The sequence below is a fragment of the Nonomuraea sp. NPDC049625 genome (assembly GCF_040675285.1).
GTDB classification, from domain to species: domain Bacteria; phylum Actinomycetota; class Actinomycetes; order Streptosporangiales; family Streptosporangiaceae; genus Nonomuraea; species Nonomuraea angiospora_A.
Genome location: NZ_JBFAOQ010000002.1, coordinates 278,280 through 293,869, shown reverse-complemented (window position 1 = coordinate 293,869; position 15,590 = coordinate 278,280). Strand labels below are relative to the sequence as shown.

General features: G+C 71.7%; 14 protein-coding genes. 6 read left to right on the top strand and 8 right to left on the bottom strand.

Translation table 11 applies throughout. The features are described from left to right. Position 1 precedes the first annotated feature (1 nt). Entirely contained in the window at positions 2–1,147 is a 1,146-nt protein-coding gene (locus AB0J87_RS08725; protein WP_363963561.1) for a DUF5931 domain-containing protein, read from the bottom strand. 111 nt (positions 1,148–1,258) lie between these two features. On the opposite strand from AB0J87_RS08725, the gene AB0J87_RS08720 reads away from it, so the two are divergent. Both AB0J87_RS08720 and AB0J87_RS08715 read left to right on the top strand, forming a co-directional pair. Then, on the top strand, positions 1,259–2,131 hold the full coding sequence (locus AB0J87_RS08720; protein ID WP_363963559.1) for an MHYT domain-containing protein: 873 nt from the start codon (positions 1,259–1,261) through the stop codon (positions 2,129–2,131). Positions 2,132–2,196: 65 nt separating this feature from the next. Then, the gene (locus tag AB0J87_RS08715; RefSeq protein WP_363963557.1) at positions 2,197–3,012 is read left to right on the top strand and encodes an MHYT domain-containing protein; all 816 of its coding nucleotides are present in this window, start codon (positions 2,197–2,199) and stop codon (positions 3,010–3,012) included. A gap of 142 nt (positions 3,013–3,154) precedes the next feature. On the opposite strand, the gene AB0J87_RS08710 is transcribed toward AB0J87_RS08715, so the two are convergent. After that, entirely contained in the window at positions 3,155–4,180 is a 1,026-nt protein-coding gene (locus AB0J87_RS08710) for a 6-phosphofructokinase (protein WP_363963555.1), read from the bottom strand. 111 nt (positions 4,181–4,291) lie between these two features. On the opposite strand from AB0J87_RS08710, the gene AB0J87_RS08705 reads away from it, so the two are divergent. Next, positions 4,292–5,749 (top strand): glycerol kinase, encoded by a 1,458-nt coding sequence (locus tag AB0J87_RS08705; protein WP_363963553.1) that lies wholly within the window; start codon positions 4,292–4,294, stop codon positions 5,747–5,749. A 17-nt stretch (positions 5,750–5,766) separates the two neighbouring features. Here the strand turns inward: AB0J87_RS08705 and AB0J87_RS08700 are convergent, their stop codons facing one another. Beyond that, complete coding sequence (locus AB0J87_RS08700; protein WP_363963551.1) at positions 5,767–6,354, bottom strand: DJ-1/PfpI family protein; 588 nt, start codon at positions 6,352–6,354, stop codon at positions 5,767–5,769. A 482-nt stretch (positions 6,355–6,836) separates the two neighbouring features. Between AB0J87_RS08700 and AB0J87_RS08695 the strand changes: the two genes are divergently transcribed. After that, positions 6,837–7,562 carry a Clp protease N-terminal domain-containing protein gene (locus tag AB0J87_RS08695; RefSeq protein WP_363963549.1) on the top strand — a complete coding sequence of 242 codons (726 nt, stop codon included), beginning with the start codon at positions 6,837–6,839 and terminating at the stop codon, positions 7,560–7,562. A gap of 29 nt (positions 7,563–7,591) precedes the next feature. Here AB0J87_RS08695 and AB0J87_RS08690 read toward each other — a convergent pair whose 3' ends face one another. Further along, positions 7,592–8,953 (bottom strand): N,N-dimethylformamidase beta subunit family domain-containing protein, encoded by a 1,362-nt coding sequence (locus AB0J87_RS08690; protein WP_363963547.1) that lies wholly within the window; start codon positions 8,951–8,953, stop codon positions 7,592–7,594. A 52-nt stretch (positions 8,954–9,005) separates the two neighbouring features. Further along, positions 9,006–9,908, bottom strand: coding sequence for a beta-propeller fold lactonase family protein (locus AB0J87_RS08685; protein WP_363963545.1), 903 nt, complete (start codon positions 9,906–9,908; stop codon positions 9,006–9,008). A 31-nt stretch (positions 9,909–9,939) separates the two neighbouring features. On the opposite strand from AB0J87_RS08685, the gene AB0J87_RS08680 reads away from it, so the two are divergent. Further along, entirely contained in the window at positions 9,940–10,851 is a 912-nt protein-coding gene (locus AB0J87_RS08680) for a helix-turn-helix domain-containing GNAT family N-acetyltransferase (RefSeq protein ID WP_363963543.1), read from the top strand. Here AB0J87_RS08680 and AB0J87_RS08675 read toward each other — a convergent pair. Then, entirely contained in the window at positions 10,820–13,003 is a 2,184-nt protein-coding gene (locus AB0J87_RS08675) for an MMPL family transporter (RefSeq protein WP_363963541.1), read from the bottom strand. The genes AB0J87_RS08680 and AB0J87_RS08675 overlap by 32 nt on opposite strands. Before the next feature lie 97 nt (positions 13,004–13,100). On the opposite strand from AB0J87_RS08675, the gene AB0J87_RS08670 reads away from it, so the two are divergent. Further along, positions 13,101–13,694, top strand: a complete 594-nt coding sequence (locus tag AB0J87_RS08670) for a TetR/AcrR family transcriptional regulator (RefSeq protein WP_350729002.1) — start codon at positions 13,101–13,103, stop codon at positions 13,692–13,694. 55 nt (positions 13,695–13,749) lie between these two features. Here the strand turns inward: AB0J87_RS08670 and AB0J87_RS08665 are convergent, their stop codons facing one another. Next, positions 13,750–14,772 (bottom strand): alkaline phosphatase PhoX, encoded by a 1,023-nt coding sequence (locus AB0J87_RS08665; RefSeq protein ID WP_363963538.1) that lies wholly within the window; start codon positions 14,770–14,772, stop codon positions 13,750–13,752. A gap of 258 nt (positions 14,773–15,030) precedes the next feature. After that, positions 15,031–15,498, bottom strand: a complete 468-nt coding sequence (locus AB0J87_RS08660) for a DNA starvation/stationary phase protection protein (RefSeq protein WP_363963536.1) — start codon at positions 15,496–15,498, stop codon at positions 15,031–15,033. Positions 15,499–15,590 lie beyond the last annotated feature (92 nt).

The following is a 15,590-nucleotide window of genomic DNA, read 5'->3' as shown; positions in this document are numbered from 1 at the left end:
TCTAACCGCGCGCCCCGGCCCCGCCCTCCGGCCGCGGCGCCCCCGAGGCGGGCACACTGATCTCGACCTCCGTGCCCTCCCCCACGCTGCCGGCGAAGGCGACCGTGCCGCCGAGGTCGGCGATCCGGCCGCGGATGGACTGGGCGACCCCCAGGCGACCGGCCGCGGCGGCCTCGGCCAGGCGGCCCTCGGCGATGCCCGGACCCTCGTCCCGCACCGTCACCGTGATCGCGCCGTCCGACGACTCGGCGAAGATCCAGGCGCGGGCGCCGGGCCCGCAGTGGTCCCGTACGTTGTCCAGCGCCGCCCGGACGGCGGCGCCCGTCTCCGCGGCCACCGGCGCGGGCAGGATCATCGGCGTGGCGGGCGTCGAGACCGTCACCTGGGGCGAGGCGTGCGCCAGGAGGAGGTTACGCAGGTCGGCGGACCCCACGGGGACGGGGGCGGAGGCCGGGGCGACGAGCCTGCGCAGCACGGCCTCCTGCTCGCCGGCCAGCCGCCCCAGCTCCGCCGCCTCACCGCCGATCTGCCGGCCGCGCCGCTGGACCAGGGCCAGCACCTGCAGGACCGAGTCGTGGATGTCACGGGCCAGCCGGTCGCGCTCGCGCTGGGCGGCCTCCATCTCGATGGCCCGTTGCATGCGCTCCTCGGCCTGCCTGGCCAGCCGGGCCACGTGGCCGACCACGACGCCCGCCAGGAAGAGCAGGACCGCGCCGTTGATCAGGATGGGCGCCTGGCCGGTGCGGACGCGCAGCCACAGGTCGCCCGCCGCGACGACGGCCGCCGCCACCGCGCCCAGCCGCCTGCCCCCGTGCACGGCCCAGGCCAGCACGGGAGCGGCTATCCACGTCGCGGGCACGGGCATGGTGCCCTCCGCGCCCTGACCGGCGCCCTCGACGTACGGAGAGACCAGCAGGCAGGCCACGGCGACCAGCAGGTCGATCGTCAGCAGCGGCCACCGGCGCACCGACCCGGCCGAATAGGCGAACGTCGCCCCCGCCGTCCACAGCGCCATCACCCCGATCACCAGCCAGCCGAGCACGGGCTGCTCGTAGCCGCGGTGCTGGGCCATCAGCACGGCCGCGTACACCAGCGACGCCACCCGGTAGACCGCGATCGCTCGCCAGAACGGGCCTTCGATAGCCATGAGTCCTTCTCATGTTCCGACAGGGAGGTTGACAGATAGTGGTGATATCCATGCGAATGGGACATCCCGGATGGCACAATCCGGGAACCCCTAATTACCAAGGACCGATAGATGACCTCCGCTGTGAATCATTTCACCTACGGCCTGCTGACCCCTCTGCTCGCCTACGTGATGTCCTGCATCGGATCCATGCTCGGACTGCGGCTCACCGCCCAGGCGCACGCCTCCCGCGGCGGTTCCCGGGTGCGCTGGCTGCTGGGCGCGGCCATCTCGATCGGCGGCACCGGCATTTGGGTCATGCACTTCATCGCCATGATGGGCTTCGAGGTGGAGGGCACCCAGATCAAGTACGACGTGTGGCTCACCGTCGCCTCCGCGGTCGTGGCCATCGTCGTGGTGGGCACCGGCCTGCTGCTGGTCTCGTACGGTGGCGGCCGGGTCCTGGCGCTCCTCGGCGGGGGCCTGCTCACCGGCCTGGGCGTGGCCTCCATGCACTACCTGGGCATGTACGCGATGAACATGTCCGCCCACGTCTCCTATGACCGCCTCACCGTGGCCGCCTCCGTGGTCATCGCGGTCGTGGCCGCGACGGTGGCGCTGTGGTTCACGCTGCGCGTCAAGAAGCCCATCTGGATCACCCTCGCCGCACTGGTCATGGGCGTGGCGGTCTCGGGCATGCACTACACCGGCATCTACGCGATGCACGTCACGGTCGACGCCGAACCCGGCGTGGTCGCGGGCGCCGACGCGCTCGACTTCCTCGTGCCCCTCATGACCGTGATCAGCCTGATCACGCTGACCATGCTCCTCATGGTGATCCTCTCGCCCTCGGAGGAGGAGCTGCACGAGGACGCCGAACTGGTCGCCAAACTGGAGCTGCGCCGGCGTACCACCCAGCAGGAGCAGCTCACCTACCCCGCGCCGCCGCCGCCGATGCCGATGCCGAGGCCGCGCCGCCAGGCCATGCAGGGCCGCAGAAGATAGTTGCGCGGTCGGCGACTCCCTGTTCATACTCCCTTATCGGTGCGTAGGGGTTTGGGGTGGGGGTCGTGTCGCCGATCGATCATTTTTCCTTCGGGCTGTCAACGCCCGTGCTCGCGTACGTCATGTCCAGCGTGGGCTCCATGCTGGGCCTGCTGCTGACCTCGAGAGCCCGCCTCGCCGGCGGGCGCGAGCGTCATTTATGGCTGGTGGGGGCCGCTTTCGCGATCGGCGGCACAGGCATCTGGACGATGCACTTCCTGGCCATGCTCGGCTTCTCCGTGACCGGCTCGGTGATCCGCTACGACGTGCCGCTCACCGCCCTGTCCGCGCTCATCGCGGTCGTCGTCGTGGGGATGGGCCTGTTCCTGGTCTCCTACGGCGGCGAGCGGCCGGCCTACCTGCTCGGCGGCGGCGTCCTGACCGGCCTTGGCGTGGCCGGCATGCACTACCTCGGCATGTACGCGATGAACATGTCGGCCCTCGTCTCCTTCGACCCGGTGATCGTCTCCGTGTCCGTGCTGATCGCGGTGGCGGCGGCGACGGTGGCGCTCTGGTTCACGGTGCGGGTCAGCGGCGCCCTCAAGATCGGCGGTGCGGCGCTGATCATGGGGGTGGCGGTCTCGGGCATGCACTACACGGGGATGTACTCGATGTCGGTGGCCGTGCACTCCGACATGGTGCCCGTGCCCGGCGTCAAGGCCGTCGACCTGCTGCTGCCGCTGATCGTCGGCATCAGTGTGATCACCGTCGGGCTGCTGCTCGCCGTCATCCTCTCCCCCTCGGAGAAGGAGCTGCGCAGCGAGGCGGAATACCGGGCGCGGCTGCATGGGAACGACGAGGGCGCGCCGGAAGTGGATCTCTTCGGCACGCCCCGCGGTTGAGCTATCTCCCAGGTACGGCTTGCGACGCGCGGTGGGCCGCCGACTCGCCGCGGCGCAAGCCGTACCCTGAGGCGGGGTTGTCGTCGGTGATTGCCCCCGCTGGTTCAGAAGGTACGGCCGCGCGCTTGCAAGCGGCTTTCACTCAGCCGAAGAACACCTCCGCCTCGGAGTAGCGCGAGGCGGGCACGGTCTTCAGCTCGGCCGTGGCCTCGTCGAGCCCGACGCGGACGATCTCGGTGCCGCGCAGGGCGACCATCTTGCCGTAGTCGCCCTCGTGGGCGGCGTCGATGGCCTGCAGCCCGAACCTGGTGGCCAGCACCCGGTCGTAGGCCGTCGGGGTGCCGCCGCGCTGGATGTGGCCGAGCACCGTGGTGCGGGCCTCCTTGCCGGTGCGCTTCTCGATCTCCTTGGCCAGCATCTCGCCGATGCCGCCCAGCCGTACGTGCCCGAACGCGTCGAGCTCGCCCGTCTGCAGCTCCATCTGGCCCTCGATCGGGTGGGCGCCCTCGGCGACCACGATGATCGGCGAGTAGCGGGTGCGGAAGCGGGACTCGACGTATTCGCAGACCCGGTCGATGTCGAACGGCCGCTCGGGGATGAGGATGACGTTCGCGCCGCCCGCCATGCCGGCGTGCAGCGCGATCCAGCCCGCGTGGCGGCCCATGACCTCGCAGATGAGCGCCCGGTGGTGGGACTCGGCGGTGGTGTGGAGGCGGTCGATGGCCTCGGTCGCGATGTTGACCGCGGTGTCGAAACCGAAGGTGTAGTCGGTGCCCGACAGGTCGTTGTCGATGGTCTTGGGCACGCCCACCACGTTGACGTGGCGGTCGTACAGCTGTTTGGCGACGCCCAGCGTGTCTTCGCCGCCGATGGCGATCAAGGCGTCGACGCCGGTGGTGGCGAGGTTCTCCTTGATCCGGTCGACCCCGCCCTCAATTTTGATGGGGTTCGTGCGGGAAGAACCCAGTATCGTTCCGCCGCGCGGCAGGATGCCCCGCACGGCCTGGATGTCGAGCGGCATCGTGTCGCCTTCAAGCGGGCCGCGCCAGCCGTCACGGAATCCGACGAACTCGTGACCGTAGACGCTCACCCCCTTACGCACCACGGCCCTGATCACGGCGTTGAGGCCGGGGCAGTCGCCGCCCCCGGTCAGCACTCCAATACGCATGGCGGGTTCCTCCCGATGGGGGTCACCTTGATGTCAGACTCGCATTCTGCCCGTCGTCGCGGGCAGTGGTCTAGACCAAACGCCAGGCTGCCCAGATTGCGGGGGTATTTCGTGAGTGTGTTGGCCATTGACGCCGGGACGACAGGCGTAACCGCTCTCGTAGTCACTGAAAACGGACAAATCGAGTCCAAGGGCTACGAGGAGTTCGCACAGCACTTTCCTTCCCCCGGATGGGTGGAGCACAATCCCGAAGAAATCTGGCAAGCCACGCTCTCCGCGTGCGGCACCGCGCTGAGCGGGGCCACCGGCTCCCCGTCCTGCGTCGGGATCACCACCCAGCGCGAGACCGCCGTGCTCTGGGACCGGCACACGCTGGCCGCGCCGTGCCGGGCCATCGTGTGGCAGGACCGGCGTACGGCCGGGATCTGCGACCGGCTGCGCGAGGCGGGCCACGAGCCGCGCGTGTCGGAGCTGACCGGGCTGCGGCTCGACCCGTACTTCACCGCGACGAAGCTGACCTGGCTCGCCGAGCACGACGAGACCACGTGGGCGGGCGTCCGGTCCGGGAACATCGCCATCGGCACGGTGGACTCCTACCTCATCGCCAGGCTCACGGCGGGCGCGCGGCACGTGACCGACCCGTCCAACGCCTCACGCACCCTCCTGTACGGCCTCGCCTCCGGCGACTGGGAGCCGGAGCTGTGCGAGCTGTTCGGGGTGCCCATGGAGGCCCTGCCCGACATCGTGCCCAACTACGGGCCGCTGGGGCTCACGGAGCCGTCCGCCTTCCTCGGGCTGGAGCTGCCGATCAGCGGGGTGGCCGGCGACCAGCAGGCGGCGCTGTTCGGGCAGACGTGCTTCGACGTGGGGGACGTCAAGTGCACCTACGGCACGGGTTCGTTCGTGCTGGCCAACCTCGGCGGGGAGATCGTCCGTTCCGACAAGGGGCTGCTGACCACGGTGGCCTGGCAGACGCCGTCGGGCGAGCGCACGTTCGCGTTGGAGGGGTCGATCTTCGTGACCGGGGCCGCCGTGCAGTGGCTGCGCGACGGGCTGGGGCTGATCGGCACGGCGCCGGAGTCCGAGGCCGTGGCGCGCACGGTGCCCGACAGCGGGGGCGTGGTGTTCGTACCGGCTCTGACGGGGCTCGGGGCGCCGCACTGGGACCCCGGCGCGCGCGGGCTGATCACCGGCATCACGCGGGGCACGACGCGGGCGCACCTGGTCAGGGCCACGCTGGAGGCGATCGCGTTCGAGGTGCGGGACGTGGTGGAGGTGATGACCGGGGGCGCCGTACCGGTGCTCAAGGCCGACGGCGGGGCCGCCTCGAACGACCTGCTCATGCAGCTCCAGGCCGACCAGCTCGGGGCGGCGGTGGAGCGCCCGGCGATCCAGGAGACCACGGCCCTCGGCGCCGCCTTCCTGGCCGGGCTGGGAGCGGGCGTGTGGGCCTCGCGGGCCGAGCTGCGCCATACGTGGCAGCTCGAACGCCGCTTCGAGCCCGGCCCGCGGGACGACGCCGCCTACGAGCGCTGGCGGGCCGCCGTCCAGCTGGCCTCCCGGCGATAGGACGCGCCCGCGGTTCGTCACCGCCCTCGTGCGTGGAAGACGCGGGCCGTCCGCGCGTAGCCGATGGAGGCGGCGACGCGGTCGGCGGTCGCGGTGCCCAGCTCGCGTTCGGTGATCCACAGGCCCAGGTCCAGCCCGGCGCTCAGCGCTCCGGCGGTGATGCGGTCGCCGGCGTCGACGACGCGTTCCTCGACGACGTCCACGCCGTAGGACCGCAGCTCCTCGTACGCGTTGTGGTTGGTGGTCGCCTGCCGATCGGCCAGCAGCCCGGCGGCGGCGAGCAGCAGCCCGCCGGTGCACACCGAGGCCATCCAGCGGGTCGAGGGCGCCACCTCCGCGAGCCTGGACGGGAGCACGCCGAGCTGCGCCTCGGCCCAGGCGCCCGCCGGGGCCCGGTTCAGCCATCCGCCGCCCGGCACGATCACCCCGTCGGCCCGCCCCAGGACGGTGGGCACCTCGACCCTGACGGAGCGCATGCTGGTCACGGTGCCGGGCCGCTCGGCGGCGACCAGCTCGACGGTGAGCCCGGCTATGGACAACACCTCGAACGGCCCGAACACGTCCAGTTCGTCGAAGCCGTCGAAGACCACGATCTCGATTCGCACGCAGCCATGATCTCGCCGCGGCGCCGTCCCGGCGAGTGGCAACCTTGCCATCGTGCGTAGGGAATCCGCCACGCGTCGCGTCGCCGTGCTCGCCCTGCCGTCGGTCGTGGCCTTCGACCTGACGATCGCGACACACGCGTCCGTTCGGGCATGAGGGGCGGGGCCGCCGGCGCCGCCGACACCGTCATCGTGCCCGGGTTCGCCCGCAGGCGCGCTCCCGAGTCGAACCTGATCCGGCGCCATCCGCTGAAGTAGGCGAGCCGCCGGGCCTCGTCGAGCGCGTGCGCGTACCAGCCGATCGCCTCGTAGATCCAGCGGGCCGTCGCCCGGACTTCCTGGGAGCGTCGTACGCTCTCCGGCATCGCCGACAACAGTGTCAGCGCGTCCCGATGCCGGCCCCCGTCCCAGCACGCCTCATGCCGGCAAGTTCCGAGCGTCAACCCAAGGTTGACGGGAGTGGGTCGTCAACCTATGGTTGACGCATGGAGAGAATCGTTCGTCTCGACGACCTCATCAACGCGATCAAGGGCCGCCATCCGGACGGCGACCCGCTGGAAGAGCTGGCCGACGCCGTGACGCTGGGTGAGCACATCGGCGAGGTGGCCGACCATCTGATCGGGCACTTCGTGGACCAGGCCAGGCGGTCCGGGGCGTCCTGGACCGACATCGGGCGCAGCATGGGGGTCAGCAAGCAGGCCGTGCAGAAGCGGTTCGTACCCAAGGACGGCGGCTCCCTGGCCGGGGAGCTGCGGGCCTACGCCCGCTACACCGATCGGGCCCGCCGGGTCGTCGTGCGGGCGCAGAAGGAGGCCCAGGACTCGGGGCAGGGCCACATCGAGGTGGGACACCTGGTGCTGGGGCTGCTGAGCGAGCCGGACGGGCTGGCGGCCAAGGCCATGGTGACGCTCGGGGCCTCGCCGGAGGCGGTCGCGGAGGCCGCCAGGGCGGCGCTCGGGCCGGGCGGGGAGCCCACGATCGAGGCCGTGCCGTTCGCGGCGCAGAGCAAGAAGGCGCTGGAGCTGACGTTGCGCGAGGCGCTGCGGCTGGGCCACCCCTTCGTCGGGACCGAGCACCTGCTGCTGGGCGTGCTGTCGCTGGACGACGAGCCGGTGGCCCGGGCGCTGGCCGAGCTGGGCGTGACCAAGGAGCCCGCCGAGCGTGAGATCGTCCGGACGCTCGGCGAGATCCTGCGGGACACCATGGCCTGATCGAGCCCTGGTGTCCCGGGAGGGACGCGTCAGGGGGCGCCGGCCGGGCCCTGGGCGAAGCGGGTCAGGAGGTTGGTGGTCGCGCGGCGGGTGAAGGCCGCCGCGCGGTCGGAGACGCCGTGGCCGCACCGCTCCCCCCGCATCGCGCACACCCAGCGCATCGTCCCCGACGCGAACACCCCCGCCCCGCTGGGCGCCACGTAGTACGTGCTGTCGGAGTGGGTCGCCCGCCCGCCGCCGCAGGAGTACGGCGACTCCGCCAGCACCTGGACGTTCCCCGGCGACCCGCGCGACACCTTGTCGGACTCCACGCCGACCATCCCCGGAAAGCGCCTCCCCTTGGTCCCGGCGAAGATCCAGTGGTGCGGCCGCGTCACCCGGTAGGCGCCTTCCGCCGGGAAGCAGTCGTACATCTGCCCCACCAGCGTGCTCTCCGGCTTGGAGTCCCGCCACAGCCGGCAGAGCCGCTCCTTGTCGCAGGCGATCGTCCGGTCGTGCATCGCGATCCGCCAGTAGACGGCGTTGGCGCCGAGGAAGGCCAGGTTCGTGCCGGCGTCCCTGGCCGTGGTGACGACCGTGCGCATGCCGGGTGACCAGTACTCGTCGTGCCCCAGCGACACCACCGCGCGGGCGCCGTCGAGCACGCCGGGCTTGAGGTCCAGGTTCGTCAGGTACGCCAGCGGCACGTGGCTCTGCTCGGCCACGGCCAGCGCCTCCTTCTCGAAGTCCAGGAAGAGCCGGGCGCCGTCGTCGTCGTACGGGCGGTCGAAGGTCACGGCGCGGGAGCGGTCGGCGTACCCGCGCGGGCCCGTGTAGAGGCTGTGGCCGCCCCACCGGTTGTACGCCTGCCAGGTCGTGACCGCGTTCACCATCACCACCCGGCCGGCGGTGGAGGCCGAGCGCACGGTGATCGGGACGTACCGCTGGGCGCCGGTCGAGGCGTCGAGCCTGATCAGGTACGCGCCCTCGGGCCAGCCCGCGGTGTCCACGGTGAGCGAGGGCCGCCAGTGGGCCGCGCTCACCGTGCCGCCCACGAGCCGCATCGGCGCCTGCCGTACACCCTGGACGGCGGGCGACTCCCACACCTTGACCGGGTTCGCGCCCATGCGGAAGGCGCGCGCCGAGAAGCGCGGAGCGGTCGTCGAGACCCGCAGCCCGAAGCGCTCGCCCGGCAGGACGCTCACCCGGTCGGCGTAGCCCTCGATCTCGTGCTCCGCGCCGCGCCGGGTGATGTGCCACGACTCCTGCACCTCCGCCGCGGGCGGAGGCGGCCCGGCCTGGTCAGGTCGCTGGTCCGGGCGCTGGACCGGGACTGGGGCGGGAGCCGGGGGCGAGCCGCCGCACCCGGCGACGACGACCAGCGACGACAGCATGACGAGGATCTTTCGCACCCGTTCATGGTCATGACCGAACGACCCGATGAGCCGTGACTTGGCGAACTCCTTACATGATCAGCACACAGGCCGGGCTTTCGACCTCGTACGACTCCTCCGAGGGCTCGGGCACGCCGTCCTCGAGCCGGAAGACGGTGACGGCGTCCGAGTGCTGGTCGGCCACGTACATGGTGGTCCCGTCGAGGGCGAAGTGCCTGGGCCAGTCGCCGCCCGCCGACACCTCCGCCACGTACGACAGGTCGGCGGCGCGCAGCACCGTGACGGTGTCGGGCCCGCGGTTGGCGACGTACACGAGGTCGCCGGCGAGCTCGAGGTGGGACGGGGCGTTCTTGCCCTGCGCGCGCGAGGCGGGGACGACCGTGTGGCGCCCGTCCTCGATGAGGGTGACGGTGCCGGCCAGCTCGCCCGCCACGTAGAGGCGCGATCCGGAGAAGGCGAAGTGGCGCGGGCCCGTGCCAGGCTCGAGCCTGATCGGCTCCAGCGCGGTGCCGTCGTAGCGGTAGCGGCGGATCTCGTCGGTGCCGAGGTCGGAGACGTGCAGGATCCCGTCGTGGAAGACGGCCTCGTGGGCGTGCGGGCCCTCCTGGCGCTCCGGGTCCGGGCCCGAGCCCTGGTGGCGCAGCACGATCGGCTCACCCTCGAACGCGCCGCGATCGTCGAGGCGGTAGACGACGGCGACGCCGTCGCCGTAGTTGGCCGCCGCGAGCACGCTGCCGGTCGGGTCCACGGCGACGTGGCAGGGCAGGGAGCCTTCGCTCGGCCGCTCGTCCAGCACGTCGAGGGTCTCGCCCACCTGGAACGCGGTGAGCCAGCCGCGTTCGAGCTCGCCCGCCGCGTACAGCACCGGCAGGGTGGGATGGGCGGCCAAGAACGACGGCGAGGCCACTCTGGTGAGCCCGCCGCCGACCGTGACGATGCCGGGGCCGTATCCGCCTATGTAGACGCGCTTCACAACAGGGATCCTCTCATGGTTGACTGTAGCAATGAGTTCGTTGACAGAGGCAAGGGTCTCTGAGGTCAGGGCCTTCAACCGGTTCTATACGAAAGTGATCGGCGTGCTGCAGGCGGGCATGCTCGACTCGCCGTACTCGCTGACCGAGGTGAGGGTGCTGTTCGAGCTGGCGCACGCCGCGCCGATGGAGACCGGGGCGCTGCGCTCCCTGCTCGACCTGGACGCGGGCTACCTCAGCCGCATCCTGGCGCGCTTCGAGACCGACGGGCTGATCTCGCGCGAGCGCTCCTCGTCGGACGCCCGCAAGCAGCTCGTACGGCTCACCTCCGGGGGCACGCAGACGTTCGCGGACCTCGACAGGCGCTCGGCCGAGGAGATCGAGCGGCTGCTGTCCGGGCTGCCGGACGAGAGCCAGGGGCGGCTGGTGGCCGGCATGGCCACGATCAGGGAGCTGCTGGGCGACGGGGGCGCCGGGCAGCCGTACGTGATCAGGCCCCCGCGCACCGGCGACCTGGGCTGGGTCGTCTACCGGCACGGCGACCTCTACAGCCGCGAGTACGGCTGGGGCACGGAGTTCGAGCAGCTCGTCGCCAGGATCGTCGGCGATCTGGACTTCTCCCGGGACGCCGGGTGGATCGCCGAGGTGGGCGGGGAGCGGGCCGGCTGCGTGTTCTGCGTGCGGCAGGACGAGACGACGGCCAAGCTGCGGATGCTGCTGGTGGAGCCGTCCGCCAGAGGGCTGGGGCTCGGGCGGCGGCTCGTGGAGGAGTGCCTGCGGCACGCGCGGGCCGAGGGGTACAAGCGGATCACGCTGTGGACCCGCGACAGCCTGGTGAGCGCGCGGCGGATCTACGAGGGGACCGGGTTCGCGCTGGACTCGGAGGAGAGGGGCGTGGAGAACGGGGTCGAGGTCACCGAGCAGATGTGGTCACGCGACCTCTAGGCCACCAGTTGAGCGGGCCCGCCAGGCGCATCAGGCTCGGCACCAGCACCGCCCTGATCACGGTCGCGTCGACCAGCACGGCCACCGCCATGCCGACGCCCAGCATCTGCACGAACATCACCTGCGCCGTGGCGTAGGCGGCGAACGTGAGCGCCAGGATCCCGCCGGCGGCCGTGATCAGCGGCGCGCCCCGCTGCAGGCCGGTGGCCACGGCCTCCTCGGTGTCGCCGGTCCGGTCGTACTCCTCCTTGATACGGGAGAGCAGGAAGACCTCGTAGTCCATCGACAGGCCGTACGCGACGCAGAGCATCAGGATCGGGATGCTGGGGTCGAGCGTGCCCGTCGGGGTGAAGCCGAGGAGGCCGGCGAGGTTGCCGTCCTGGAAGACCCAGACGATGGCGCCGAACATGACGCCCATGCTGAGCAGGTTCAGCAGGGACGCCTTGAGCGGGATGATCAGGCTCCTGGTCATCCCGAAGAGGACCAGGAACGTGACGCCGAGCATGAGGGCCAGCACCAGGGGGAGCCGGTCGACGATGGAGGCGCGGTAGTCGGCCAGCTCGGCCGGGTAGCCGCCGACCAGGACCTCGAAGGGCGGCTCGACGGCGCGTACGGACTGGACCAGCCGCACCGGGTCGTCGGCCAGCGCCTCGGCGGACGGGACCACGGACAGCCAGGCGTCCCGGACCGACCCGCGCCGGAACCTCCCGGGGTCGCCGTCGCCCACCCGGTCGCCGTCCGCGAACGAGCCGGCGGCGGAGTCGACCTGGGCGACCCCGGGGAGCCGGGACAACGCCACCGCATACTGCGAAATATCGCCTGACGTCTGATTTTTGGCGATTATCTGGATGGCGTCGGTCTCCTCCGCCGGGAAAGACTGCCGGATGATCTCCTGCGTCTGCCGGGACGACGCCTCCAGGGGCAGGATGCGGTCGTCGGCCACGCCGAACCGCAGCCCCAGGAACGGCGAGGCGAGCAGCAGCAGCACCGCCGTGGCCAGCCCGCCGAAGACCAGCGGCCGCCGCATCACCCGGACGGCCAGCGCGTGCCAGAACCCCGCCTCCCGCTCCGGCCCGACCCGCTTGGGGAGCACCGTGGCCCCGATCGAGGCCAGCACGGCGGGCAGCACGATCACCGCCGCGAAGAGGCCGCCGGCGACGACGGCGATGCCCGCGTACGCGAAGGATCTCAGGAAGTCGAACGGCAGCGCGAACAGCACGGCCAGGGACGAGGCCACGGTGAGCCCGCTGAACAGCACCGTCCGCCCCGCGTGCTCCACGGCCCCGGCCACCGCGCTCGCCCGGTCAGCGCCGCGCCGCGTCTCCTCGCGGAAGCGCTGGATGACGAACAGGCAGTAGTCGATGCCGAGCCCGAGCCCCATCGCGAGGGTCAGGTTCAGGGCGAACGTGGAGATCCCGGTGAAGGCCAGGGGCACCCGCAGCAGCGCCAGCCCGATCACCATCGCGAACACCCCGGCCAGGATCGGCGCCAGGGCCGCCATGGCGCGCCGCTGGTAGAGCCAGAGCAGCGCGAACGCCAGCGGGAAGATGACCAGCTCGGCCCGTACGAAGTCCTGCCTGGACAGCGGCACGGCCTCCCTGAAGACCTCCTCCCCTCCCCCGGCCCGCACCTGGAGCAGGCCGGTGCCCTCGGTGACCTCGGGCACGAGCCCGGGCAGCACCCGCCCGCGCACGTGGTCGGCGTCCCCGGGGATGCGCACCACGATCAGCGCGTGCCTGCCGTCCTCGCTGCGCATGGTGGCGGGCCTGCCGCGGGTCCAGTACGAGGCGGACTCGGCGACCCCCTCCCGCCCGCCGATCCGCGCGGTCAGCGCCCTGCCCTCGGCCTCGACCGCGGGGTCGTCCACGGTGCCGGCCTTCGCGGTCACCAGGAAGATCATGTCGGGACTGCCGGTCCCGAACCGCCGTACCAGCTCGGCCTGCGCCCGGTCCGACTCCGACCCCGGCGCCTCGAACCTGGCCAGCGACAACCGCGGCACCGTCCCGGCCGCCAGCGCCGCGGCGACGGCGAGCACGACCAGGGCCAGGGCGAGCACGGCCCGGCGGCGCCGGGCGACAAGGAAGCCCAGCCTGCGCAGCGGCGGCCCGGCCGTCTTCGTGTGGACCGGCCGTGGCCGCGTGTTCAGCGCCATGTAAGGTGCCCCCGCCTCAAAACTCGGTAAACTACTCGTGTTTGCTCTCCCAACCAGAAATACAAGTGAATGCTCGCATTTGTCAACGAGGAGACCCATGCCTGAACGCACGGTCCGCCGGCAGGCGCGCGGCCTGAAGCGCATGGCGGAGATCCTCGACGCCGCCGAGTCGGTGATCGCCGAGGTCGGATACCCGGACATGACGACGAACCACGTCGCCACGCGGGCGGGGATGTCGCCCGGGTCGCTCTACCAGTTCTTCCGCAACAAGGAGGAGATCCTCGACGGGCTCGTGGCCCGCTACACCGACGACCGGCAGGAGTTCTGGGCCGCCCGGCTGGCCGCCGTCACCCCGGAGGTGCCGCTGGAGGCGCTGGTGGGGCAGGTCGTGGACGAGAGCGTCAGGTTCAAGAGCGCGTCACCGGCATACTGGTCGCTCCTGTACGGGTCGGCGACGGGCGACCAGCTGGCCTCGGCCTCGCGGCGGCTGCACGACGACATCGCCCGGCAGGTCGCGGCCATGCTCCGCCGCCGCTCCCCCGGCCTGGCGGAGGAGCGCGCCGCGCTCATGGGGACGATGGCGGTGGCCATGGTGAAGGCGGTGATGCCGCTGGTCACCACCGCGACGCCGGAGCGCGGCGCGGAGCTGGTGGCGGAGCTGAAGCTGGCCCTGGTGCGCTATCTGGGCTGAGCGCGGGCCGAAGCTGGCCCTGGTCCGCCATCCGAGCCGAGCGCGGGCCGCGCGCTCAGCCGCGGAAGGGGCCCGACACCTCGAAGGTGTGGCCCTCGGTGCGGCCGCGCCGGGCCGAGAAGTAGAGCCGATCGCCCTCCGGCGAGAACGCCAGCCCGGTCAGCTCCGCCCCGGCATGCCCCTCCAGCCTGAGGAACGGCGTGACCGCGCGGTCGGGGGTGATGACGTCGATCTCCGTCGTCTCCCTGGCCACGTACAGGTCGCCGGAGGGGGCTGCGGTGATGGCGCGCACGCCCTCGCACAGCCGCTCGAGCGCGGAGGTCTGCGCGTCGTAGGCCCACAGGCCCGTGTCGCCCTTGGTCGTGAAGTAGCACACCCCGCCCGCGTAGTGGCAGCCGTCGCCGCCGTCGAAGTGGCGGGCGCCCTCGACCTGGTGGCGGGCCTCCGTGCGCAGCGCCGCCGGCGAGGGCACCACCTGCCAGTGGCCCGAGGAGCACAGCACCTCCAGCGTGCCCTCCGTCAGGTCACCCCAGTCGCTCGGCCGGAACCGGTAGAAGCAGCCGTCGGGCTCGTCCTCGGTCATGTAGACGACGCGCCGCTCGGGGTCGCAGGCGGCGGCCTCGTGCTTGAAGCGGCCCATGGCCAGGCGGGGGCGGGCGGCGCGGGCGCCGTACGGGTCGCACTCGAAGACGCGGCCGCGGTGGCCCAGCTCGCACGACAGCCAGGTGTGCCACGGCGTGGCGCCGCCCGCGCAGTTGAGGTCGGTGCCCGACAGGATGCGGTAGGCGTCGCCGGCGGTGCCGTCGGCGCGGAAGCGCAGCGCCGACGCGCCGCCGAGCAGGGGCAGCTCGGAGTTGGACACGTAGATCCAGCCGGCGCCGTCGGGGAAGCAGGCGCCGCCGTCGGGGGCCGCGTGCCAGGTCAGCCCGGCGACCTTGTGGCCCGAGCGGGCCACCACCCTGCCGGTGAAGCCTGAGGGCAGCGCGAGGCCGTCGGCGCCCGGCAGGCCGAGCGGTCCGTACGGGCTGATGCCGCCCGGCAAGAGCGGGCCCGTGCGGAGGAGAGTCTTGTGGGACATCGTGGGGCCTCCCTCTAGGTGCCACGCTAGTCGACCGCACCGACATGAATGGCAGGGACTCGCGACATCAAACTCTGCGCAAACCCCGAACTCCCACTGCGCGATCATCCGGCCAACTCGCGTCGGCGGGTCCCCGGCCAGGGGTAGCGGCCCCGCCGGCAAGCATCTCGGCGGCCCTGACGCGGGCATGTCGGCGGGGATGTCGGCGGGCATGCCAAAGCCCGGGCTCCCGTGCGGGCTCCCGGGCTTTCTGGCAGGTCAGGCCTGGGCCTGGAACATCCAGTGCTGCTTGTCGATGTCCTGCGCCACCGCGATGAGCAGATCCTGGGTGACCGGGTCGGGTTCGTCGGTGGCCCGGACGCGCTCGTGCATCCGCTTGCTGACACCGTCCAGCAGGTCGGTGATCGTCGCCACGACCTTGCCGTCCTCGATCCAGCCGGACTCCGGCTGCTGGAGCTTCGTGGACCTGGCGACCGTGGTGGAACGTCCGTCCGGGTTGATCCCGACGGCGACGGCGCGTTCGGCGATGGTGTCCATGTGGGACCTGGCGAGGTCGGTGAGCTCGTCGAGCTGGAGGTGGATCGGGCGGAAGTGAGGGCCGATGAGGTTCCAGTGCGACTGCTTGGCGACCAGCGAGAGGTCGATGAGATCGACCAGGGCGCCCTGCAGGGCCTGCGCGACGGTGTCCTTGGCCTCTCCCGAGAGTGGGCCGGTGATCATGGCCATGTCCTGTTCCTCCCCATCGATAGGAGTTTTCCCTCTTTAGAACGACATGGCGGCGGCCATTCTTCCGCAACGTTGACAGTGTAACAATGACA